Source organism: Collinsella aerofaciens (assembly GCF_964283865.1).
In the GTDB taxonomy this organism is placed as follows: Bacteria; Actinomycetota; Coriobacteriia; order Coriobacteriales; family Coriobacteriaceae; genus Collinsella.
In genome coordinates this window covers 119055-142037 of record NZ_CAXYLS010000001.1, presented here as the reverse complement: position 1 = coordinate 142037, position 22983 = coordinate 119055, and the positions used below count along the sequence as shown (strand labels likewise).

Here is a 22983-nt window from a genome sequence, read left to right as displayed (position 1 = left end):
TTAGCTGATTCCCACAAACATGCAGCCCGAGGTCGCCCCGCGTAGGCGGGCGGCGGGCTTGCGGCCGGCCTGCGCTGCTTCGACGGCGCGACGGACGCGAGCGACGGCACGGCCCACCTCATCCGTCTCGAGCAACGTTCCGTCCACCATGAGACGACGCACGCCGGCATCGAGCAACTGTGGTACCTGCGGCGTGAGGTCGATGGGGTAGGCATCGTACAGGCGAGAGCGGCCGTGGATGTCGGTGCGGACGGGCATGACCTTTCCGTCGATATTCTTGAGCGACAGCTTGCGGGCACGCAGACGGCAGTTGGCGCAATCGTGGATGCAGCCGTTGGCCACCTGCAGGATGCAGTGCTCGCTTGTCATGACGCGCGGGCGGCCAAAGACGGTGATGCCCAGAGCCGCGGGCGCGTCGGCGCCGAGTGAGACGATCTCGTCGAGCGTGATCTCGGGCGAGAGCCAAAACGCACCGGCTCCGCGCTTGGCAAGTGCCTCCATGCAAGGCGTGTTGTGCACGGGCAGGCAAGAGCGAATCTCGGCCGTGGCGCCAACCTGGGCGGCCAGGGCAAGCTCGGAGATATTGCCGACGGCGACGGTGGCTCCGGCATTGATCCAGGGATCGACGCGCTCGTGGTCGGCGGCGCGGCAGACCTCGTCGAGTACGGGCACGATACCCTGCTCAAATGCATCGGCAGGGGAGAGCTCGGCCGCATCGAGTGCGTCGGTGGTCATGTAGATGCGCGTGGCGCACTCGGCACGAGCGGCCTCGGCGGCGTCGAGCGACGTGACGGTGGCGCAGATCTGCGGCTCATCGCGGTAGTGCTCGGGCATGGGGCGGGAATCACTGGTGACAATCGTCGGCAGCTCGAGCGTACGGGCACGCTCGTCATACGGTGCCAGAATGGCCTCCTCGAGCGCCTTGCAGGCGGCGGCACGCACCTTGTGCACGGCGGAGAAGCCCATACCGCAGCCCTCATCGAGCGCCACATCAAAGCTCGCAGCCTCAAAGGGCGAGGAGCCCATGCGCCCGACGTGCTCCACCAGATCGGCCGCCTCGACGGCGCGAGTCTTGGCTGCCTCGACGGTAAAGCCGGTGGCGGTGGCGGTGAGCGCGGGGTCGTCGCAGCAGGTGAGTGTGACGGTAAACGGCTCGCCCAGGCGCGCCACGACGGACACATCAACAGCTCGGCGGCGCAGCACATCGCGCTTGAGCGCGGCGCCGGCGGCGTCGATGGCACGCTGACTGCGAATCACGCGGACGCGGCAGCCCTCGGGCATGCTGCGGGGCACGCGACATTCGATGATGTCACCGGCGGCGGCATCATCGGCGGCAATAGTGGTTAGGAACTGGTCAAACTCGTTATCGTGGCGAAGCTCCAGCAGGTCGCCCTTGCCCACGGGCTCAAACAGCTCAATGCGGGCGATGGCGGCGCGGCGACGGCGGTCGTCGGGCTTGAGGCCGCGCACATCGCGGTTGGCCGGGCGGCTGCCCAGCACCGTGCCCACGATCTGGCCGCGGTTGTTGGAACGCTCATAGCTCATCATCTCGTCGCCCGAGGTGCCGTCCTGATAGGCGTGCGTAAAGTCGCGGTTAAAGCAGCGCTTGAGTTGACGCTGGCGAGCGGCGTCCTCGTGCTTATCAACGGCGACCCCGGCCAGCATGTCATCGATTTGATGACGATACACATCGACGATGGAGTACACGTAATCGGGCGCCTTCATGCGGCCCTCGAGCTTGAGCGATGCGGCGCCGGCGTCATACAGACGGCGAACGAGCTGCGAAGTGTTGGTGTCGCGCGGGCATAGAGCGCGCTCGCGTCCGGCAGGGGAGAGCGTACGTCCGTTCTCGTCGATCAGCTCGTAGGGCAGGCGGCAGGGCTGGGCGCACATGCCGCGGTTGGCCGATCGCCCCGCCATGGCAAAGCTCGAAAGCAGGCACAGGCCCGAGTAGCAAAAGCAGATGGCGCCGTGGCTAAAGACCTCAAGGTCAACATCGGGCGCGGCGTCGTGAATGGTGGCAATTTCGTCGATGGAAAGCTCGCGCGAGAGAGTCACGCGGTCGGCGCCCTGCTCGCGGCACCAAAGGGTTCCGCGGTCGTCGTGGATGTTTGCTTGGGTTGAGATGTGCGTCTCGATGCCGGGCATCGTGCGCTTGACCTCAAAGAACAGGCCCCAGTCCTGGATGATAAAGGCGTCGGCGCCCAACGTGAAGCAGCGGTGGATGAGTTGCAACGCATCGCCCATCTCGGACTGCTTGATGACGATGTTGACCGTGACGTAGACGCGCGACCCGGCTAGATGCGCGGCGCGGCAGGCTTGCTCAAAGGCCTCGTCGGTAAAGTTGGTGGCCTTGCGGCGGGCGTTGAAGCTGCCCATGCCGCAGTAGATGGCGTCTGCCCCGGCGGCGAGTGCGGCGGCAAAGGGCTCGGGCCCTCCAGCGGGCGCTAAAAGCTCGGGTCTGCGGTTGGTGGTTCGACTGGCGGTTGCGGTCATATCCTGCCTTTCAAAATGCTCAGATACTCAAAAGTATAGTGGTGCTGTTGCGGCGGACGAGCCCTGTGGCCCAAGCAGGATAAAGTCTTCAGGCAGGTCGCCGGTCGTGCCGTTTAGCGGCCGACAGACGCCGTTGGGCGATAAAATATTCTCGCAACGTGATAATAATCTTGCATCGCGCGGAAACCTTGAGTACTATCCCAATCAAGCGCGGTGTTCAGACCGAACTGTGCCTCCCGGTGTGAACGCCGCGCTCGCGCTCTCTCAACTGATCGTAAGGAGAAAAACATGAGCAAGACCGTCGTGTCTTCCGATAACGCACCTGCAGCCATCGGCCCGTATTCCCCCGGCATCCAGACCGGCAACATGGTGTTCCTGTCCGGCCAGCTGGGCATCGACCCCGCAACCGGCAAGATGCCCGAGGGCGTCGAAGCCCAGGCTAAGCAGTCCCTTGCTAACGTCGAGGCCCTGCTGACCGCTGCCGGCGCCACCTTTGCCGATGTCGTCAAGACCACGGTCTACCTGGCCGACATCGCCGACTTCGCTGCCGTGAACGAGATTTATGCCTCCAAGTTCGAGGCTCCGTTCCCTGCGCGCAGCGCCTTCCAGGTTGCCGCCCTTCCGGCCGGCGGTCTGGTCGAGATCGAGGTCGTCGCCGCTCTCTAGGGCGTTGGCAACAACTAAACATGGCATGCAAAAAGACCCTGCGGTGCGAGCTGCAGGGTCTTTTGTCAAGTGACGGATCGCATGTGGAGCCACCAAGGGCAGTCTTTTTGTTTGTTAGCCTTCCTTGCGAACTTTTTGCAGGTAGCGGTAGACGCTGGGCTCCGAGATGCCCAGCGCGGTGGCGGCGCAGGCCACGGCGCCCTTGAGCATGAACACCCCGTTGCCGTTAAGGTGGCGAATGACGTCCACGCGGTCGCTCTGGCCAAGCGACGCTACATCCAGCCCGCGCGCGCTCAGCAACTCGGCAATGCTGCGGTCGATGAGCTCCTGTGTGGACTCCGAAAGGCTTTCGACCTCGATAGACGCGGGCTCCGTGCGCGTCGGCGCCGCGTCGAAGCATGCCATGAGCTGCTGCGCCATGGCGTTGATGGAGCGCACGGTCGAGAGGTCGGTGTTGACGCAGAGCATACCGACGATCTCGTCATTTTCGCGGATAAAGAACGTCGCGGACTCCAACGTCTTGCCACCGGCACCGCGCCCCTCGTAGCCCGTAATAAACGGCAGGTCGCGATACTTGGGGTCGTGCATGATCTTGAGCGCCAGATCGGTGGCGGGACCGCCGACTTTACGGCCGCTCACGATGCCGTTGCGAATATCGACGATGGCGTGGTCGGGATCCGAGAAATCGTGCAGGACGATCTCGCTGTTCTTACCGAGTATCTGCTCCAGGAAATCGACCATCGGCAAAAAGCGACGTACGGTCTCGTTCACGGGCAACTCCTTTGGGTGAAATCGGAAGGTTCATAACAATTTTTTCTCATGGTAACACGCTGCTCTTCATCTCGTATATCCGCAGGTACATTGCGTAATACAGACGAACGGTAGGAATTTGGCGGTAAACGGTTGACCAAAAGAAAAGTTAGATGTTATTTTGACCAGACACTTTCCTGACCTGCGGAAATGCATTATCTCAGCTGAAGAATAGTCTGATAACAAAAAATTATTATTGAGAATGAGAATCATCTTTAATACGATATGCAACGAAGGCACAACCTCAACCCCGCACTGCGTCACAATAGAGCGTTAGATGCGAAACAACTATTTCGAGGATTGGTGGTCAAATGACCCAGGAGACGGTTACGAACGGCACTGAAGCCCTGTTCACTCGTGAAGGCATGCCTCCCGTTAAGGAAATGATCCCGTGTGCCCTTCAGCACGTACTGGCTTCGTTTGCCGGTATCATCACCCCGGCTGTCATCATGGCCGGCGTCTACGGCTTTAATAGCCAGCAGAGCACCGACATCATTCAGGTTGCGCTCATTCTTTCGGCGATCGATACGGCCCTTCAGGCCTTCGCTCCCTTCCGTCGCATCGGCGGCGGCCTGCCCATCGTCATGGGCGTTTCGTTCGCGTTCCTGCCGGCCCTGCAGGCCATGGGTGCCTCGGGCTTTAGCTTTGGTGCTCTGCTGGGCGGCGAGATCGTCGGCGGCGCCGTCGCGGTCCTCTTTGGCCTGGCCTACAGCAAGATTAAGTGGCTGTTCCCGCCCGTCGTGACCGGTACGGTCATCTTCTCCATTGGCGTCTCTCTCTATTCCACGGCCGTCAAGTATATGGCCGGCGGTATGGGCACGCCGCTGTGGGGTACCCCGCAGGCCTGGTGCGTCGCTCTTATCACCTTCGCCGTGGTCTTCGCGCTCGCCAACTTTGGCAAGGGCACGCTCAAGCTGGGTTCCGTATTCTTTGGCATGATCGTTGGCATGATTGTCTCCATCCCCTTTGGCATGATCGACTTCTCCAGCGTCGCTACCGCCCAGGTCTTTGCCCTTCCCAAGCTCATGCCCTATGCGCTTGAGTTTGATCCCGAGGTCTGCATTACCCTTGCCGTCGTGTTCCCCATGGTTGCCATCCAGGTTATCGGTGACGTCTCCGCCGCCTGCCTGGGCTCCATCGACCGTATGCCCACCGAGCGCGAGCTCTCCGGCGCTATCGTGTCCCAGGGCCTCACCTCTATGGTCGGCGGCCTGCTGGGCGGTCTTCCCACCAGCGCCCTTGGCCAGAACGTGGGCATCATCTGCTCCAACAAGGTCGTCAACAAGTGGGTCTTTGTGATCATCGCGGCCGTCTTTGCCATCGCCGGCCTGTTCCCGCAGCTCTCTGCCGTCCTTTCCGCTATCCCGCAGCCCGTCATCGGCGGCGCGACCGTCGGCGTCTTTGGCACCATCACCATGAACGGCGTGCGCATGTTCACCCGCGAGGGCCTCACGCAGCGCACTACCACCATCGTCGGTACCTCCGTCGTCTTTGGCCTGGGTATCTGGATGGCCAGCGGCTGCCTTGCCGGCGAGGGTATGCCCACCTGGGTGTCCACCGTCATCGGCTCCAATGCCGTAACCCCCACCGCCATCATGGCCATTGTCCTTAACCTGATCCTTCCGCAGACGCCGGTCGTGGCTCAGCACATCGATGCTGCCAAGGACGCTGCCGTGGATCTGGTCTTGCCCGAGAGCAAGAAGTAGCCAATTCGGTGCTATTCGTCGGCGGACGCATCGCCTCGTCCGCCGACGTCATGCGGCGCCAAGCCGCACTTCAAAGGGTTTGTCCCTTTGGTGAAGCGTTGACGGGAGAGGGCCCGTTTCCGGTGTAGGCCGGCGCTTCGCACTCCGCCATGTCAGAGGTGTCAAACCCCGCCTCTGATGTTGAAGGGAGCATTCATGCTTCTGGTCGCTAACGGTTCCGTCTTTACCCGCAATTCTCAGACCCCGTTCATTCCAAACGGTGCTGTCGCCATTGACGGAGATACGATCGTCGAAGTGGGCCCCGAGTGCGAGCTCAAGTCCAAGTACCCGGATGCCGAGTACGTCGACGCCCGGGGCAACCTCATCATGCCCGGACTCATCAACTGCCACACCCACATCTACTCGGGTCTGGCCCGCGGCCTTGCCATTAAGGGCTGCAACCCCACCAACTTCCTGGAGAATCTTGAGCAGCAGTGGTGGAAGATCGACGACAACCTGACGCTCGATGGCATCAAGGCCAGCGCCTATGCCACGATTCTGGACTCCATCCGCGATGGCGTCACCACGATTTTCGATCACCATGCGAGCTTCTGCGAGATCCCGGGCAGCCTCTTTACCATTAAGGATGCAGCTCAGGAGCTGGGCATGCGTTCGTGCCTGTGCTACGAGGTCTCCGATCGCCGCGGTCAGGAAAAATGCGACCAGGCCATTGCCGAGAACGCCGAGTTTGCCCAGTGGGCCGCCAAGGAGCGTCGCGATAACGACAACCACATGATCGCCGCCATGTTTGGCGGACATGCCACCTTTACGCTTTCGGACGAGACCATGGATAAGATGGCCGAGGCCAACAACGGCCTGACCGGCTTCCACATTCACGTGTGCGAGGGCATGAACGATGTGTGGGACTCCCGCCTCAACCGCGGCGGCATCAGCCCCGTCGAGCGCCTGCTGCAGCACAATCTGCTGGGTCCCGACACCATGCTCGGCCACTGCATCCACGTGACGCCCGCCGAGATGGATATCGTCAAGGAGTCCGGTACCTGGCTGGTCAACAATCCCGAATCCAATATGGGCAACGCCGTGGGCTGCGCCCCCGTGCTCGAGTTCTTCCGCCGCGGCATCCCCGTGTGCATGGGCACCGACGCCTACACCCACGATATGCTCGAGAGCCTCAAGGTCTTCCTGATCATTCAGCGCCACAACGCCGCCATGCCCAACGTGGGCTGGTGCGAGGCCATGACCATGCTGTTCGAGAACAACGCCAAGATGGCGAGCAAGTACTTCGATCGCAAGCTCGGTGTGCTCGAGGCCGGCGCTGCCGCCGACGTCATCGTCATGGACTACAAGCCCTTTACGCCGCTGAGCGAGGAGAACATCGACGGCCACATGCTCTTTGGCATGATGGGCAAAAACTGCCGCACCACCATCATCAACGGCCGCGTCCTGTACAAGGATCGCGAGTTCGTTGGCATTGATGAGGACAAGATCAACGCGTGGACCATGGCCGAGTCCAAGAAGCTCTGGAGCACGCTCAACGATCGCGCCTACTAATTACAAGTAGATTCGCGCGCGTCGGATGTTTCGCCGCATCCGACGCGCGTATAGGCGACCTCCGCGGGGTCGCCGGCGCTGTGCTAGCGCTACACCGTATTTGCGCCCGCCGCGCGGTCTCGCCGGGCGTTACAGAGAGGAGCTCACTATGAGCGACATCATGAGGCCGATCCCGTTTTCGCAGCTGATGAACTGGATCATCGAGGAGCACAAGACCCAGGACGCCATCTTTGGCGTGCGCAAGATGGTCACGACCAACCAGGGGGGCGCGCTTCCCATTTTTGACGAGCGCATCGAGACCCCGTTTGGCCCGGCCGCCGGTCCCAATACGCAGCTTGCCCAGAACATCGTGGCATCCTACGTGGCAGGCTCTCGCTTCTTTGAGCTCAAGACCGTCCAGGTTATGGACGGCGAGGAGCTCTCCAAGTGTGTGAACAAACCCTGCATTGTGGCGCAGGACGAGTGCTACAACTGCGAGTGGTCGACCGAGCTCGAGGTTCCGCAGGCCTTTGCCGAGTACGTGAAGGCATGGTTTGCCTGCCACCTGATCGCTCGCGAGTACGGTCTGGGTAGCCCGGACGGCTTTGTCTTCAACATGTCCGTGGGTTATGACCTCGAGGGTATTAAGAACCCCAAGGTCGACGCCTACATCGAGGGCATGAAGGACGCCAGCGGCTCCGACGTCTGGAACGAGTGCCGCACGTGGGCGCTCGCTAACCTGGACAAGTTTGAGCATGTCGATGCCGCGTTTGTCGAGTCCATCCCGGCGCGCGTCTCCAACTCCATCACTGAGTCCACGTTGCATGGCTGCCCGCCGGCGGAGATCGAGCGCATCGCGACCTATCTGATCACCGAGAAGGGCCTCAACACCTACATCAAGTGCAACCCCACGCTGCTGGGCTATGAGTTTGCCCGCCAGCGTCTGAACGAGCTGGGCTTTGACTACATCGTCTTCGACGATACGCACTTCCGCGAGGACCTGCAGTGGGCCGACGCCGTGCCCATGTTCGAGCGCCTGATTGCCCTGTGCGCCGAGCGCGGCCTGGAGTTTGGCGTCAAGCTGACCAACACGTTCCCCGTCGACGTGACGAGGAACGAGCTGCCCTCCACCGAGATGTACATGTCCGGCCGTTCGCTGTTCTCGCTGACCATCGAGGCCGCCCGTCGCATTACCGAGCAGTTCGATGGCAAGCTGCGCATCAGCTACTCCGGCGGCGCCACGGTCTACAACATCCGTGCCCTGTATGACGCCGGCATTTGGCCCGTCACCCTGGCGACTGACGTGCTCAAGCCCGGTGGCTACGAGCGCTTTAGCCAGATGGCCGGCGAGTTTGCCGACCTGGACGGCAAGCCGTTCGCGGGCGTCTCGCTCGAGGCCGTGACCGCGATCCAGGCCGACTCGCTCACCAACTCGCTCTACAAGAAGCCGCTGCGCCCGCTGCCCGACCGCAAGGTCGCTGGCAAGAGCCCGCTTTCCGACTGCTTTACCACGCCGTGCCGCACGAGCTGCCCCATCCAGCAGGATATTCCCGCCTACCTGGCGGCTGTTGACGAGGGCCGCTATGAGGACGCGCTCAACATCATCATCGAGCGCAACGCCCTGCCGTTCATTACCGGTACCATCTGCCCGCATCCCTGCGGCCGTGCCTGCGAGCGTGCATTCTACGAGCCCGAGGGCGCCCAGATTCGCGCCAGCAAGCTCAAGGCCGCCCGCGAGGCCATGACCGCCGTGCTGCCCAAGCTGCGCGCCCAGGCCATTGCCAACGACGCCGAGCGCAACGTTGCCGTTATCGGCGGCGGCCCGGCCGGTCTGGCGACGGCGTTCTTCCTGACGCGCGCCGGCGTGCCCGTCACTATCTTCGAGGCCCGCGACTCTCTCGGCGGCGTGGTCCGTCACGTGATCCCCGAGTTCCGTATCGCGAGCGACGATATCTCCCACGACGCCGAGCTCTGCCTGGTCTTTGGCGCCAAGGTTCAGCTCAACGCTCACGTGGAGTCCATTGACGAGCTCAAGGCCCAGGGCTTTACCGACGTGGTCGTGGCCACCGGTGCCTGGATGCCCGGCTCTGCGGGCCTGGGCGAGGGTGCCGAGCTCGACGTGCTGGAGTTCCTCGAGGCCGCCAAGAAGGGCGAGAAACTCGAGCTGGGCGAGGATGTCGTGGTTATTGGCGCCGGCAATACCGCTATGGACGCGGCCCGCGTGGCCAAGCGCCTGACTGGCGTGAAGAACGTGCGCCTGGTGTATCGCCGCACCAAGAAGCAGATGCCCGCCGACGAGGAAGAGCTCGATCTTGCTCTTGCCGACGGCGTTGAGTTCTGTGAGCTGCTGGCGCCCAAGGCGCTCAACGACGCCGTGCTGACCTGCGACGTTATGGAGCTTGGCGAGCCGGATGCAAGCGGCCGTCGCAGCCCCGTCGCCACGGGCGAGACCGTCGAGCTTCCTGCCACCACGGTGATTTGCGCCGTGGGCGAGGGCATCGATGCCAGCCTGTACGACGCCGCGGGCGTCGAGCACGACCGTCGCGGCCGCCTTGCCGCCACCTCCACCGGCGTCGAGGGCGTTTGGGCTGCCGGTGACTGCCGTCGCGGTCCGGCCACCGTGGTCGAGGCTATCGCCGACGCCGCCGAGGTCGCCCGTGCCATCGCCGGCGTGGACTTTAACAAGTACGCCGACTGCAACGAGCAGGCCGGCCGCGAGGACAGCTGCTACGAGCGCAAGGGATCGCTGTGCCGCGACAAGCGCAACTGCACCAAGACCCGCTGCCTGGGCTGCGGCTCGGTGTGCGAGGTCTGCTGCGATGTGTGCCCCAACCGCGCCAACGTGGCAATTAAGGTGCCGGGCCTGGCCAAGCATCAGGTCGTCCACATCGACGGCATGTGCAACGAGTGCGGCAACTGCGCCGTGTTCTGCCCCTACCAGGAGGGTCGTCCCTACAAGGACAAGCTCACCCTGTTCTGGAGCGATCAGGACATGGAGAACTCCGAGAACGAGGGCTTCCTGGCCGTGGACGAGGACCACTTTAAGGTTCGCGTCGCCGGCACGGTCCGCACCGTCTCGGTCGATGCCGTCAACACCGGTCTGCCCGAGGCCGTCCGCCTGACCATCAAGGCCGTGCGCGACAGCTATCCGTATCTCCTTAAGAAATAGGCGAGTCTCTTATGGCCAAATCCATTCAACATAACGTGGCCTACGTTGCCTGCGGAAGCGGTTGCGCCTCCGCAGGCGGCGACGCCCGCTGCAGCGAAGGCTGCATTGGCTGTGGCGCCTGTGTCGCGGCCTGCCCCCACGGTGCCATTGCGCTGGTCGATGGCATCGCCCGCGTGGACCGCTCCAGGTGCACGGGCTGTGGCCTGTGCGGCATGGCGTGCCCGCAGCGCGTGATTGCCTTCGTTCCCGGCTACCAGAACATCCTGGTGCGCTGCAACAACACCGACAAGGGCGCCATTGCGCGCAAGATCTGCGACACGAGCTGCATCGGTTGCGGCATGTGCGTCAAAAAGTGCCCTGCCGGCGCTATCCGCATCGAGAACAACTGCGCCCATATCGACGGCGCGGACTGCCTGTCGTGTGGCATGTGCGCTGTCGTCTGCCCGCACGGCGCCATCCACGACCGCACCGGCATCGCCGCCGGCGTGTAGAAGGGAATCACCATGGCACAGGAATTCACTTTTACCGTTAACGGCGTCGAGCGCACGACGACCCAAAACAAACCGCTGCTGCGCTACCTGCGCGACGACCTGCACATCCATTCCGCCAAGGACGGCTGCTCCGAGGGTGCTTGCGGCACCTGCACCATTCATGTGGACGGCGCGGCCGTCAAGGCCTGCGTGCTGACCACCGCCCTTGCCGCCGGCCGCAACATCGTGACTGTCGAGGGCCTGCCCGAGGACGTGCGCGAGGCCTTTGTGTACGCCTTTGGCGCCGTGGGCGCCGTGCAGTGCGGTTTTTGCATCCCCGGTATGGTCATGGCAGGCGCGGCGCTGATCGCCGAGGACCCCGAGCCCACCGAGGAGCAGATCAAGTACGCCATCCGCGGCAACGTCTGCCGCTGCACCGGCTACAAAAAGATTATCGAGGGCATCTCGCTGGCCGCTGCGGTACTCCGCGGCGAAAAGCAGATCGACGAGGATCTGGAGCGCGGCGATGACTACGGCGTGGGCAAGCGCGCCTTCCGCATCGACGTGCGCAAGAAGGTTCTCGGCGAGGGCAAGTACCCCGACGACATCGACGAGCTCGATCAGCCGGGTCTGACCTACGCCAGCGCCGTGCGCTCCAAGTATCCGCGCGCCCGCGTGCTCTCCATCGATACCTCCAAGGCCGAGGCCCTGCCCGGTGTGGTGGGCATCCTGCGCGCCGAGGACGTGCCGGTCAACCAGGTCGGCCACCTTATCCAGGACTGGGACGTCATGATCGCCCAGGGCGATATCACCCGCTGCGTGGGTGATGCCATTGTGCTGGTGGTTGCCGAGGACGAGGCGACGCTCGAGAAGGCCAAGAAGCTCGTCAGGATCGATTACGAGCCGCTGGAGCCCGTGCGTAACATTGTCGAGGCCAGGGCTGCCGACGCCCCGCGCCTGCACGACAGCTTCTTTGCCTTTGGCAACACGGTGGAGCTCAAGGACAACGTGTGTCAGAGCCGCCATGTGACGCGCGGTGACGCCGCCAAGGCGCTGGCAGAGAGCGCGTTTACCGTGACGCAGCGCTTTACCACGCCCTTTACCGAGCATGCCTTCTTGGAGCCCGAGTGCGCCGTCGCCTTCCCGTACAAGAACGGCGTCAAGGTGCAGTCGACCGACCAGGGTGCCTACGATACGCGCAAAGAGTGCGCCCACATGTTTGGCTGGGATAGCGAACCCGAGCGTGTGGTCGTCGAGACCATGCTCGTGGGTGGCGGCTTTGGCGGCAAGGAGGACGTTTCGGTCCAGCACCTGGCCGCGCTCGCCGCATATAAGTTCCAGCGTCCTGTGAAGTGCAAGCTCACGCGTGCCGAGTCGCTCGCTTTCCATCCCAAGCGTCATGCGATGGACGGCACCTTTACGCTGGGCTGCGACGCCGAGGGCATCTTTACCGGCCTGGACTGCGAGATCAACTTTGACACCGGCGCCTACGCGTCGCTGTGCGGCCCGGTGCTCGAGCGCGCCTGCACGCATGCCGTCGGCCCCTACAAGTACCAGAACACCGACATCCGCGGCTTCGGCTACTACACTAACAACCCGCCTGCCGGCGCGTACCGCGGCTTTGGCGTTTGCCAGTCCGAGTTTGCGCTCGAGAGCCTCATCGACCTGCTGGCCGAGAAGGTCGGTTTGGATCCGTGGGAGATTCGCTACCGCAACGCCATCGAGCCGGGCGAGGTTTTGCCCAACGGCCAGATCGCCGATTGCTCCACGGCGCTTAAGGAGACGCTGCTCGAGGTCAAGGATGCCTATTACGCGCATCCCGGACACGCCGGCATCGCTTGCGCCATGAAGAACGCCGGCGTGGGCGTGGGTCTGCCCGATGCCGGTCGCTGCAAGATTCGCGTCGAGGATGGCTGCGCCGTGGTCTACGCCGCCACGTCCGACATCGGCCAGGGCTGCAACACCGTCTTTTTGCAGGACGTTGCCGAGGCCTGCGGTCTGCCGCTGAGCTGCATTGCCAATGGCGAGTGCTCCACCGAGAACGCTCCCGACTCCGGCACCACGTCTGGCTCGCGTCAGACGGTCGTGACCGGCGAGGCCGTGCGCGGCGCCGCCTTCTTGCTGCGCGATGCCATGGTTGGCATCGAGGCCGGCAAGCCTGCGCCTACCGCCCCGGTGAGCGCGCATGGCGACGGCGTCAAGATCGAGTACGACGACGGTCGCGCCTATCAGCTGCGCACGCAGGAGCTCGTCGCCGGCCAGGGTATGCATCCTCAGGATCCCGCGACCGCCATCAAGGCGCTTGAGGGATGCGAGTTTGGCTACGTGTATCTGGAGCCGACCGACAAGCTGGGCGCCGACGTTCCCAACCCCAAGAGCCACATCTGCTACGGCTTTGCCACGCATGTGGTCATTTTGGATGATGACGGCCGCGTGAGCGAGGTCTATGCCGCGCACGATTCCGGCAAGGTTGTCAATCCCATCTCCATCCAGGGTCAGATCGAAGGCGGCGTGCTCATGGGTATGGGCTATGCGCTTACCGAGGACTGGCCGCTCAAGGACTGCGTGCCCCAGGCAAGGTACGGTACGCTCGGGCTGTTCCGTGCGCCCGAGATTCCGGATATCCACGCCATCTACGTGGAGAAGGACGAGCTGTTGCCTGTGGCATACGGCGGCAAGGGCATCGGCGAGATCGCAACGATCCCCACGGCGCCCGCCGTGCAGAACGCCTACCGCGCGTTTGACGGGAAGCTGCGTCCGGATCTGCCCATGGTGGATACGCCGTACAGCCGCGCCCGTCACCGCGGGTAGAGTAGAGCGCGGACGACCATTGCTGACTGCCGTCTGCGCTTGCCATCAACTGTATAAGCTGCGCCTTTGGCCCCAGCTCCATCGTGAGCCGGGGCCTTTTGCTTAGAGCGGAAACTGCGTCCCGAAATCCAGCCTCGGAATGGGATGAACTTTCCGGAACGGCCCTCAACCGGAAACTGCGACCCGGAATCGATGCTCAGAATGGGATGCGCTTTCCGAATCGCCTTCAGGCGGAAATTGCATCCCATTCCGAGCCTTCATTCTGGGACACGCTTTCCGCAAGGAGCTTCGTCGGGAAAGCGCATCCCATTTTGAGCATTCAATCTGGGACATGGTTTCCGCGGGTGCTGCCAACCGGAAAGTGTGTCCCGGTTTGGCAAGCAGACGGGCATAAGCTCAGCAGCGCCTACAGGTCTACCTCGTTGAGCCATGTCGGCAGCGCGGTCTGCCGGATGCCTGCCGTCTGCAGCTTTTTCGCGAGCATTCCTGCCGAGCGGACCTCGTTCATGGTAAAGCGCAGCAGAGGGTGACCGTAGAGCGACAAGTGCGCCTCGCGCTGTCGTTCGGCAACGAGCGCCTCGGCGGTGGTGCGTCCGGCCAGCATGGTCTGGTCGGTATATTTGATGAGCCCGTCGAGCTCGCCCAGCGTGAGTTCCCGCGCCTGGCGCTCCCAGGCAAAGTCCGTTCGTATGGGCTTGGCCGAATCGAAGGGGTCCGTCAGCTCGTATTGAAGCCAGTCGGGCGCAAAGCCCGTCTCGATCATGACGGCTCGGGCGACCGATTCCCCGCCGCTCTCGGCGCGGGCGTCGGCATATCGAAGCGTTGTGAGGGCGGTGCGAATCGCGCGACCATTGCGGGCAGTCGCTCGTTGCTCAACGGCCTCCATCAGCTGTTCCGGCGCAAGGCCGAGCTTTGAGATCGCCGAATCGGCAATGGGCATGCCGTCGGCAAAACCAGTTTGCAGCAGGCAATCTGTGGCCGTTTGGATGGGCGGCGTTACCGATATGCCGGCTCTGCGTATTGCTCCGGCCGGCTCAATCTGGTGCCGCTGAATATGTGCGCCCGGACGATCCGCTGGCTTTGTCGAGCTGCAAACATGCACGACGTTCAGGTGTCGCCACGAGACCTCGAGCCCCAGCAGGCAAGCTGCCGAAAACGAGCAGAACGTCCAATCGGGATGGATGATCGCAAGGGCGCGGATAATCTCGCAATGGCGTTGCGCTCGGTTGAGTTCATCCCAGCGCGTTTTTCGCGCAAACAACCCCGGCATGGGCGAGACAACCGTGCCGCCGGTGCGCCGAAGGAGCGCTTTTCGGATCGCCGTGCTCGGGGGAATCAGACAGCGCCCCTCTTGTTCGGCTTGAGTGAGCAGTTGGTCGATGAGCTGGTCATTGCAATGGGTCATGAGCTACCGCCTCCTTTTGGGTAGCAAAAACGTATCAGCTGGAACTTGCCGCTCAGCTGACCAAAAGCTGACCAAAATCTAACCATGCAGGTAGATGGCATGGTTTTGGCGTCATTTTTTGAAGCTGAATCGGTGGGCGGTAATCGGCGACCGTGAACGGTAGCGAGTTATGAAGACTGGGTAAGTTTCGGGACGTGTACTTTTTAGAAAAATGGTAGTCTCTCCGCGGAAAGTGCATCCCAGAATTAAGCCTCGGAACGGGATACATTTTCCAGTAGATGCTTCAGTGGAAAGTTCATCCCAGAATTCAGGCTCAGAACGGGACGCGCTTTCCGGATGGCATGCTTGGCGGAAACTACGACCCAGTTTTTGGCTCCAGAACGGGATACCCTTTCCGAATCGGTCTTCAGGCGGAAGCTGCTCCCCGGATTTGACCTTCAGACCGGGATGCCGTTTCCGGTTGAGGCCTCGAGCGGAAAGCGCATCCCATAATCCCCAATGGCACCGCAGCGGGCGCCGAGATTTCGTTACCGAAAAACCATTTGTTAGACCTGGCGTCCGTGGGTAGAATAAAGTCGGCGGCAGCCCAAGTGGTGAAGAGCTGGGCAGCGCCGTTGCTTAGATTAGGGGGTCAATGCCTTAACGGCGTCGACCCCTCTTTTTATGCTTTGAACACTGCTTGAGTGCCTCGGAAAGTCCGATGAGCGCTGTGAGGAGCGAGACCAGAGCGGTCAGGAGCTTCACGAAATCAAGCAGATCGGTCATTTCATGTCCGCGCGGGCGCCTATCCTTACGGCAATGTAGCCGCCTATGTAGTAAGCGGCAGGCAACGGAGAAAGGCCCAACCGTGTCAGCTGAAAAGACGCCGGGTATCTCGGCTATCGATACGACGAACTTTGCGCGCCAGATCGTGCTGGACTTTGAGTTTGCGCCGGTGCCAAAGCAGCGCCAGCGTCGTGGACTGCGCAACGAGATTATCGAGGTCGGCGCCGTCAAGCTCGATTACCACGGCAACGTTATGGGCGAGTTCTCGCAGTTTGTGCAGACGGAATTTACCGAAGGCGTTGCGTTTCCCGTCCGCGAGCTTACGGGGATATCGGCTGTGGACACCGCGATGGCCGATCTGCTCTACGTGGTGATCAAAAGGCTCAGCGATTGGGTCGGTCGCTACTCCGCCCAGGTGGTTTGCTGGAGTGGGACGGACCGTCGACAGCTTTTGACCGAGTGCCAGGCAAAGCACATCGATCTTTCCGCATTTCCTACGGACTGGGCCGACATACAGGCGTTTTACACCTCGATCATGGACGTTGGCAGCCACGGGTGCGTCTCTTTGAGTGACGCGGCGACGTGGTTTGGCATCGAGTTCGACGAGTCGACGGGCCACGCCCACAGCGCCTTAGCCGATGCGCGCGTGACCGCCAAGCTGCTCAAGCAGATGATGGAGGGGGACTATCACGTGAGTCCGCGCGCCCAGGAAGTCCGCCAGCGGTGGGAGATGGGCGAGTGAGCCCAGACGCGCCTTTCCAGCAAGTGCCTCGAGCTGGGTGACCTGCTGCTGAAGCTGAAGGCGGAGGGGAGGTAGGAGGCTCATTTGGCGACAAGCGGACGGAATGGTTGCGCGAAGGATTCTAGGATCAGCAGCAGAAGACTGCGTTTGGGATCCTACTCAAGGACGCGCTGACACTCGCTGGGACCAAGCAGGTCAAGAGCGTGGACATCGAGATGGCTTCCATTATCGAAGAGCGGCTTGCTAACATGATTCGCTGGACGAATAGGCAGAGACCCGTGACGCTGCGTGCGTCATCGTGCACAATGAGGTGTATAGGCTGCCAGTGGCGAACTATCCCGACGAGGTTCTGAGCAACTGCATCACCGAGATTTTCGAATACTTCTACGAAGAGGGATTTGGCGGCGTAGAGCAATCTGATTTTACGCGTTTGCAGGAGGAAGCCGGTATGGCAGACGAACTTGTTTTTAGTGCTGGCGAGATAGTTTACGCCATGCCTCAACTGCCCAAAGTTACATCTGTGCCGCTGAACGGTAGCGCCGTGCTGGTTGGTTTTAAGGACGCTCCCGATGGGGAGGAGGTCCTCTTTGATTTTGACCCTCGGGCTGAAAGGGCTACGAAGCTCGACTATGAACTTGCAGCCGTTAGCGGGCTCCTCACGGGTGCGTTGAATATCCTTTGGCAGAAAGACTTCAACCTAGAGGGTGCCAAAGAGTGGAGCGACGAGAAGGTTGGCAAATTCGTTCTTACGATTGCCAAGTCTGCGGGTATGACAAAGGCGGATGCAACTCTAGAAGACGCTATTCGCTTTCTAGAGAAAGAGTTTCCTCTTGCCACGGACAAGCTGACTGCCGAGTTTGGCGGCGGGCTCCAACATCATCTGCGGGATTTCTCGCACCACCCGAGCTTGGTTGGCCTTGCGTGTTCGATCCTCTCGCAATTCACCTGCAAAGGCTATGGTACCGATACGGCCGGCCGGTTTGTCGCCTTTGACCTGCCTGCCGCCGCCTTCGATCCCGACTGCCCTCTTGTAGGCAGGAACGTTCCAGAGAAGATCGCGTTTGGCACTCTGTTCTGGGCGATGCATCTCGTGAGCGACATGGCGGGGTCTAGTTCAAACCCCGGTAAGGGGACGGGCATTCCCGGCGTCGTACTGTCCCTGCTAAAGGAGCTCTCCTCCCTGCCTGTTTTTCAAGACATGCAGATTGCCTATAAGGGCGAGGATATTCGCATTCAGCAATGGATCTCAAAGCTGTTTAACGGAACGGCGTTCAAAACCGAGGACGGCAAGCCCATTCGCTTCGACCTTCGGACGGAAGTCGGCCTGCTCGATCAAGCTTTAAGCCAGGTGCCAGCAGTCGTGGCCAACGAGGTTATCGTTCGTTGTCTCTACATGCTTTCAAGGCTCAAGGCCGAGCTGGAACGTTGCGAAGTGAGCAAGGTTTCCGGCTTGCAAAAGCTCAAGGCTTCGCATTTCATGCCCTATAACAGCAGGGTTCTCACTCGCATGGTCACGGTTTCGAGCACTTCGTTCGTTTTGGTGAATCTAGCGACGGCGGCGGCCAGGGCGGGTATCGAATGCGAGGGGAACAAGGTCGTGTTCGCCCAGAAGCTCTTCTTGCGAATAAACTACGTTGGAGTTGGACGCCTTGCGTTTGCCCTCCATGCCGACTGGGGCTATATGGCGGAGGAAATGTCCGAGGCTTGGACTGAGCGCGCCAGGCGCCGCCAGGATATCTTCGATGGATTTCACTTTTATAGCCTAGATAGAGAAACGACGAGGATTGCCTTCTCGCTGAAGCTTGCCGCCATCAACTACGACTGCGGGAACGAGAAGAACGAAGTGCGCAAAGGGCAAAAGAGGAGCTGGGCCCGCGCGTGGCAGGATTCGGTCGCGGATGGCCTAGGCATTGATGCAGACGGCTACTTTTTGAGCGAGGAAGATGCGTACGGAGCCCTTGAGACAGTTTCGCGGCGGCGAGGCGGTAAAGTGCGTGCCTTGCTTGTTGCACAGGAGTTGGTTGAGTTTCGCCCCTATTCCCAGATGGGAGATGAAGAGAAAAAGGAATACAAAGGTTTGAAGGAGAGTGGATCTTGGGTTAAACACGAATTTCCCAGGAGACAAGACGCGGTTGATTTGGACGCCATACGTTCTCTCGAGAAACGTTGCGGGACACGCTTCCGCGAGCTTTCAGGTACATTGCCATAGTTTTTGGTGGGCGGCGTCATTGTCGTGGCGGCGGCCGTAGGCGCAGGAGGGGCGGCCGCGGTACTCGCTCCGGATATTGCTGTCGGTATCTTCGGAGGCTCATTTGCCGGCCTTCACGGGGCTGCGCTTGTCAATGCGAGCCTTGCTGCAGCTGGCGGTGGGGCCTTGGCCGCCGGCGGCATGGGCATGGCCGGTGGCACTGCTTTGATTACGGGCGGCGGTGCCGCGCTTGGTCTATTGGGTTCCGGCGGCGTTGCCTTGGCGGCATCGATGGGGGAGGACTACGCGCAGTTCGTGCTCGTCGAATGTTCGAGGCTCCTTGCTTTTCTTGATGTGGCTACTGACCGCTGCCCGCATGAGGGGGCCATTTTGGTGCGGAAAGCAGCCGAGGCCGTGCAGCGCGGCATCGCTGGCATTGAAGAAGATGTCGAGAAGGAGAACGGAAAGGGAAATCGCAAGGATGGCAAGTTGCTTAAGCAACTGAAGAAGGGTCTTGGGTATTTGACTTCGACCCTTAAGCAGATCGAGAAGATGCAGAGGCGCCTTGGCACCGCCGGTGAGGGTGAGCCGCTCAACAGCTTGCCGGCATCGGGTGATGAATAGGTACACTGCATATTGATGCCCCGGGAATGGCCTCTGATATGAGTCGCCGGGGTTTATTTTGTTTGGGTATGTAAAATTACTGGTTGGGTCAATAAATCAGTGATTGGTGATACCACTTATCAGATTTGTTAAACTATTGGTTGGCCGAAAGCTCAAATCATGGCTTTCGGTTGTAAAATACATGGTTGGAATTCTATTTTTCGCAGAGAGGTCCAACCATGGCCGATAAGACCGCGTTCGACTACGTGAACGAGATATGGAGCATCGCGAACTACGTGCGTGATGTCATTCGCCCCGCCGACTACAACAAGCTCATCCTCCCATTCGCCGTGCTGAGGCGCTTCGAGTGCGCCCTCGAGCCGACGCGGGCGGCCGTGAGCAGACAGGCCGCCAAGGGGGTCTGGGACGACGACGACCCGAAGTACTGCGCCCTCTCCGGCCACTGCTTCTACAACGTCACGAGCTTCACACTCTCCAACCTCGGGGCGACGAAGACCTGCGACGCCCTCATGGCCTACATCAACGGCTTCTCCGCGAACGCCCGCGAGGTCCTGCAGCGCTTCGAGATGCGGCAGACCTGCGAGAAGCTCGACGAGAAGGGCATGCTCTACGAGGTGTGCACACGCTTCTCGGGCTTCGACCTCGGGCCCGAGACGGTCTCCGACCGCATGATGACCGACATCTACGAGCACCTCATCCAGCGATACGGCGAGGAGATCTCGCAGGACGCCGAGGACTTCATGACGCCCAAGGACGTCGCCCGCCTCGCAACCGCGCTGCTCTTCGCAAACGAGGACACGCTGCTCAACGCCGACAACGGCGACATCCGCACGCTCTACGACGGCAGCTGCGGCACCTGCGGCTTCATCTGCGACGCGCTCGACCAGCTCGACGAGTGGCACGACAAAGGGCACTTCAGCAGCCCAACCAAGATCGTCCCCTACGGCCAGGAGCTCGAGGACGCGACATGGGCCATGGGCAAGGCAGCCCTTATGCTGCGCAACATCGCCGGGGGCTCGGGAGACGTGCTCGACCAGATGACCGACCTGTCGGCCGGCATCATGCTCGGCGACACCCTCGACGACGACAGGTTCGAGGGACGCACCTTCAACTACCAGCTCACGAACCCGCCCTACGGCAAGGAGTGGAAGAAGGAGAAGGACGTCGTCCTCGAGGAGATGGGACGCGGCTTCGAGGGCAGGTTCGGCGCCGGCAAGCCCGACATTGACGACGGCAGCATGCTCTTCATGCAGAACGTCGCGGCGAAGATGGCGCCGCCCGAGGAAGGCGGCGGCAAGGCGGCCATCGTGCTCTCGGGTTCCCCGCTGTTCAACGGGGATGCCGGCAGCGGGCCATCGGGCATCCGCCGCTGGCTGTTCAGCGAGGACCTCGTTGACTGCATCGTGAAGCTGCCGACCGAGATCTTCTACCGCACGGGCATCGCAACCTACATCTGGGTGCTCAACAACCACAAGCCGGAGAACCGCAAGGGGTACGTGCAGCTCATCGACGCCTCGGAGGAGAAGACCGCCCTGCGCAAGAGCCAGGGGAACAAGCGCTACGAGGTCGGCGAGGACCAGGCCGCGTGGATCGTGCGCACCTACGTAGACGGGCACGACCACGGCAGGTCGGTCATCGTTCCCGTCGAGGACTTCATGTACCGCAAGGTGACCACGCAGCGCCCGCTGCGCGTTGTCATTGAGCCCTCGGCCGATGGGCTGGATGCCCTCTTTACCCTCAGCAAGCCCATGGAGAAGCTGTCGGACGCGAGCCGCGCCGCCATTCGCTCCTGGGTTGAGAAGAACGAGGGCGCCTCGCTCACATACAGCGAGGTCCTGGCTGCGACCGAGAAGCTTCACAAAGCGATCGAGAAGCCCAAGCCACAGAAGACGAAGCTCGTCGAGGCACTCGTCAAGGTGTTCGGTCGGCAAGACCCCTCCGCGGAGCCGGCGGTCGATGCGAAGGGCAACCCGGTGTTCGACCCCGAGCTCAAGGACACGGAAAACATTCCAATCGGCATGGAAATCGACGACTACATGGCGAGCGAGGTGCTGCCCTACGCTCCCGACGCCGTGGTGGACGGGTCGGTAAGGGACGAGCCCAAGTTCGACAACAAGACGGGTCTCACGGCCAACCCGCTTGGCGACGGTGGGGTGGGCGTGGTCGGCACGTCGATCTCGTTCAACAGGTACTTCTACAAGTACGAGAGCCCCCGTGCCCCCGAGGTCATCGCGAAGGAGATTCTCGAGCTCGAGGACGGCCTCGGCTCGCTCATGAGGGGGTTCCTGGCATGAGGACGAGAAGGGAGATAAACAGTGCTGAGTGGTTCGGTGAGGTGCCGGACGGCTGGAACATGGTGCCGTTGCCGAGGCTTTTTATGAGCAGCAAGGGAATGACCGTCACTAGGGCTGACTTAGTTGACGAAGGAGCTCCCGTCGTCAATTACGCCCAAGTGCATTCGAAGTTAAACAATAGATTCGGTATCCACGAAGAGCTCATAAAGCACGTCCCTACGGGCATGGTTCCAAAAGGGCTGAAATATTCCGAGAAAGGTTCCTTTATCTTCGCCTGCACATCAGAGGACCTTGCCGGGTGCGGAGACTGCATATACAACGATTCTGAGCGGCCGGTTAATCCCGGAGGCGATACCCTGCTCCTCTCTCCGGTTGACGAGGTTGAGAATAAGTACCTTGCATATCTTTTCTCTACCGACATGTGGCGCTGGCAGATTCGGCGCGACTTGATCGATGTGAAAGTTTTTCACGTTAACCAAGGCAACCTGCACGAGACCTACGTCACAGTCCCGCCTTGTGATGTCCAACGCCGTATCGTCTCCTACCTCGACGAGCGCTGCGCGGCCATCGACGATGACGTGAAGAAGCGCCAAAAGGTCATAGAGAGGCTCAAGGAGTACAAGAAGTCCCTCATCGCGCATGCTGCGACAAAGGGCCTCGACCCAACCGCAGAGATGAAAGACAGCGACATTAAGTGGGTAGATCAAATTCCCTCTAATTGGCAGACCTCCAAGCTCAAAGCTCTATTTCAAATTACAAAACGAATTGCCGGGGTTGAAGGATTGACAGTTCTGTCGATTACACAAGATGGAATTAGGCCCAAAGATTTCAGCACAGGAAAAGGGCAATTTGCTGAAACATACTCACATTATCAACTCGTACATCCTGGCGATTTTGCGATGAACCACATGGACCTCTTAACAGGTTGGGTGGATATATCTCGCTATGAAGGAGTGACAAGTCCTGACTACCGAGTGTTTTCAGCCCGTGACCTTGCGGTAAGCAACCCGAGTTACTACCTCTACCTCTTCCAGATGTGCTACCTCAATCGGGTGTTTTTCGGTTCAGCAAATGGAGTTGCTGACAAGGGGCGCATGCGACTACAAACCAACGCATTTAACAACTTCGTCGTTCCTTTACCACCTTTAGAAGAGCAAAAAAGGATAGCGGCCTACCTCGACGAGCGCTGCGTGGCCATCGACGAGGCAATCTCACGCCAGGAGCAGCTCATCGAGAAGCTCGGCGAGTACCGCAAGTCCGTCATCCACCACGCCGTCACCGGCAAGATCGACTGCACGGAGGCATAG

General features: G+C 61.1%; 14 protein-coding genes. 11 read left to right on the top strand and 3 right to left on the bottom strand.

What is annotated here, in order from left to right:
• Complete coding sequence (locus tag ACRX4W_RS00585; RefSeq protein WP_432298895.1) at positions 1-2496, bottom strand: U32 family peptidase; 2496 nt, start codon at positions 2494-2496, stop codon at positions 1-3.
• A gap of 288 nt (positions 2497-2784) precedes the next feature.
• On the opposite strand from ACRX4W_RS00585, the gene ACRX4W_RS00580 reads away from it, so the two are divergent.
• Positions 2785-3162: a RidA family protein gene (locus ACRX4W_RS00580; RefSeq protein ID WP_035137477.1), complete on the top strand. Its 378-nt coding sequence runs from the start codon at positions 2785-2787 to the stop codon at positions 3160-3162.
• 114 nt (positions 3163-3276) lie between these two features.
• On the opposite strand, the gene ACRX4W_RS00575 is transcribed toward ACRX4W_RS00580, so the two are convergent.
• Positions 3277-3933: a helix-turn-helix transcriptional regulator gene (locus ACRX4W_RS00575; RefSeq protein ID WP_432298894.1), complete on the bottom strand. Its 657-nt coding sequence runs from the start codon at positions 3931-3933 to the stop codon at positions 3277-3279.
• Positions 3934-4283: 350 nt separating this feature from the next.
• Here ACRX4W_RS00575 and ACRX4W_RS00570 point away from each other — a divergent pair, with 350 nt between their 5' ends.
• From ACRX4W_RS00570 to xdh, 5 genes are all read left to right on the top strand, one after another.
• On the top strand, positions 4284-5678 hold the full coding sequence (locus ACRX4W_RS00570; RefSeq protein ID WP_432298893.1) for a uracil-xanthine permease family protein: 1395 nt from the start codon (positions 4284-4286) through the stop codon (positions 5676-5678).
• A 195-nt stretch (positions 5679-5873) separates the two neighbouring features.
• Positions 5874-7229, top strand: coding sequence for a putative aminohydrolase SsnA (gene ssnA / locus ACRX4W_RS00565; protein WP_432298892.1), 1356 nt, complete (start codon positions 5874-5876; stop codon positions 7227-7229).
• Between the two features lie 148 nt (positions 7230-7377).
• The gene (gene ygfK / locus ACRX4W_RS00560; protein ID WP_432298891.1) at positions 7378-10377 is read left to right on the top strand and encodes a putative selenate reductase subunit YgfK; all 3000 of its coding nucleotides are present in this window, start codon (positions 7378-7380) and stop codon (positions 10375-10377) included.
• An 11-nt stretch (positions 10378-10388) separates the two neighbouring features.
• On the top strand, positions 10389-10868 hold the full coding sequence (locus tag ACRX4W_RS00555) for a 4Fe-4S binding protein (protein ID WP_432298890.1): 480 nt from the start codon (positions 10389-10391) through the stop codon (positions 10866-10868).
• 12 nt (positions 10869-10880) lie between these two features.
• Positions 10881-13658: a selenium-dependent xanthine dehydrogenase gene (gene xdh / locus ACRX4W_RS00550; RefSeq protein WP_432298889.1), complete on the top strand. Its 2778-nt coding sequence runs from the start codon at positions 10881-10883 to the stop codon at positions 13656-13658.
• 406 nt (positions 13659-14064) lie between these two features.
• Here xdh and ACRX4W_RS00545 read toward each other — a convergent pair whose 3' ends face one another.
• Positions 14065-15063, bottom strand: coding sequence for a hypothetical protein (locus tag ACRX4W_RS00545; protein WP_432298888.1), 999 nt, complete (start codon positions 15061-15063; stop codon positions 14065-14067).
• Positions 15064-15910: 847 nt separating this feature from the next.
• Between ACRX4W_RS00545 and ACRX4W_RS00540 the strand changes: the two genes are divergently transcribed.
• From ACRX4W_RS00540 to ACRX4W_RS00520, 5 genes are all read left to right on the top strand, one after another.
• Positions 15911-16570, top strand: a complete 660-nt coding sequence (locus tag ACRX4W_RS00540) for a 3'-5' exonuclease (RefSeq protein WP_432298887.1) — start codon at positions 15911-15913, stop codon at positions 16568-16570.
• 325 nt (positions 16571-16895) lie between these two features.
• Positions 16896-18779, top strand: coding sequence for a hypothetical protein (locus ACRX4W_RS00535; RefSeq protein ID WP_432298886.1), 1884 nt, complete (start codon positions 16896-16898; stop codon positions 18777-18779).
• 6 nt (positions 18780-18785) lie between these two features.
• Positions 18786-19382 carry a hypothetical protein gene (locus ACRX4W_RS00530; RefSeq protein WP_432298885.1) on the top strand — a complete coding sequence of 199 codons (597 nt, stop codon included), beginning with the start codon at positions 18786-18788 and terminating at the stop codon, positions 19380-19382.
• 218 nt (positions 19383-19600) lie between these two features.
• Complete coding sequence (locus ACRX4W_RS00525) at positions 19601-21676, top strand: class I SAM-dependent DNA methyltransferase (RefSeq protein WP_117655015.1); 2076 nt, start codon at positions 19601-19603, stop codon at positions 21674-21676.
• Complete coding sequence (locus ACRX4W_RS00520) at positions 21673-22983, top strand: restriction endonuclease subunit S (protein WP_432298884.1); 1311 nt, start codon at positions 21673-21675, stop codon at positions 22981-22983. Before ACRX4W_RS00525 ends, ACRX4W_RS00520 begins: the two co-directional genes overlap by 4 nt.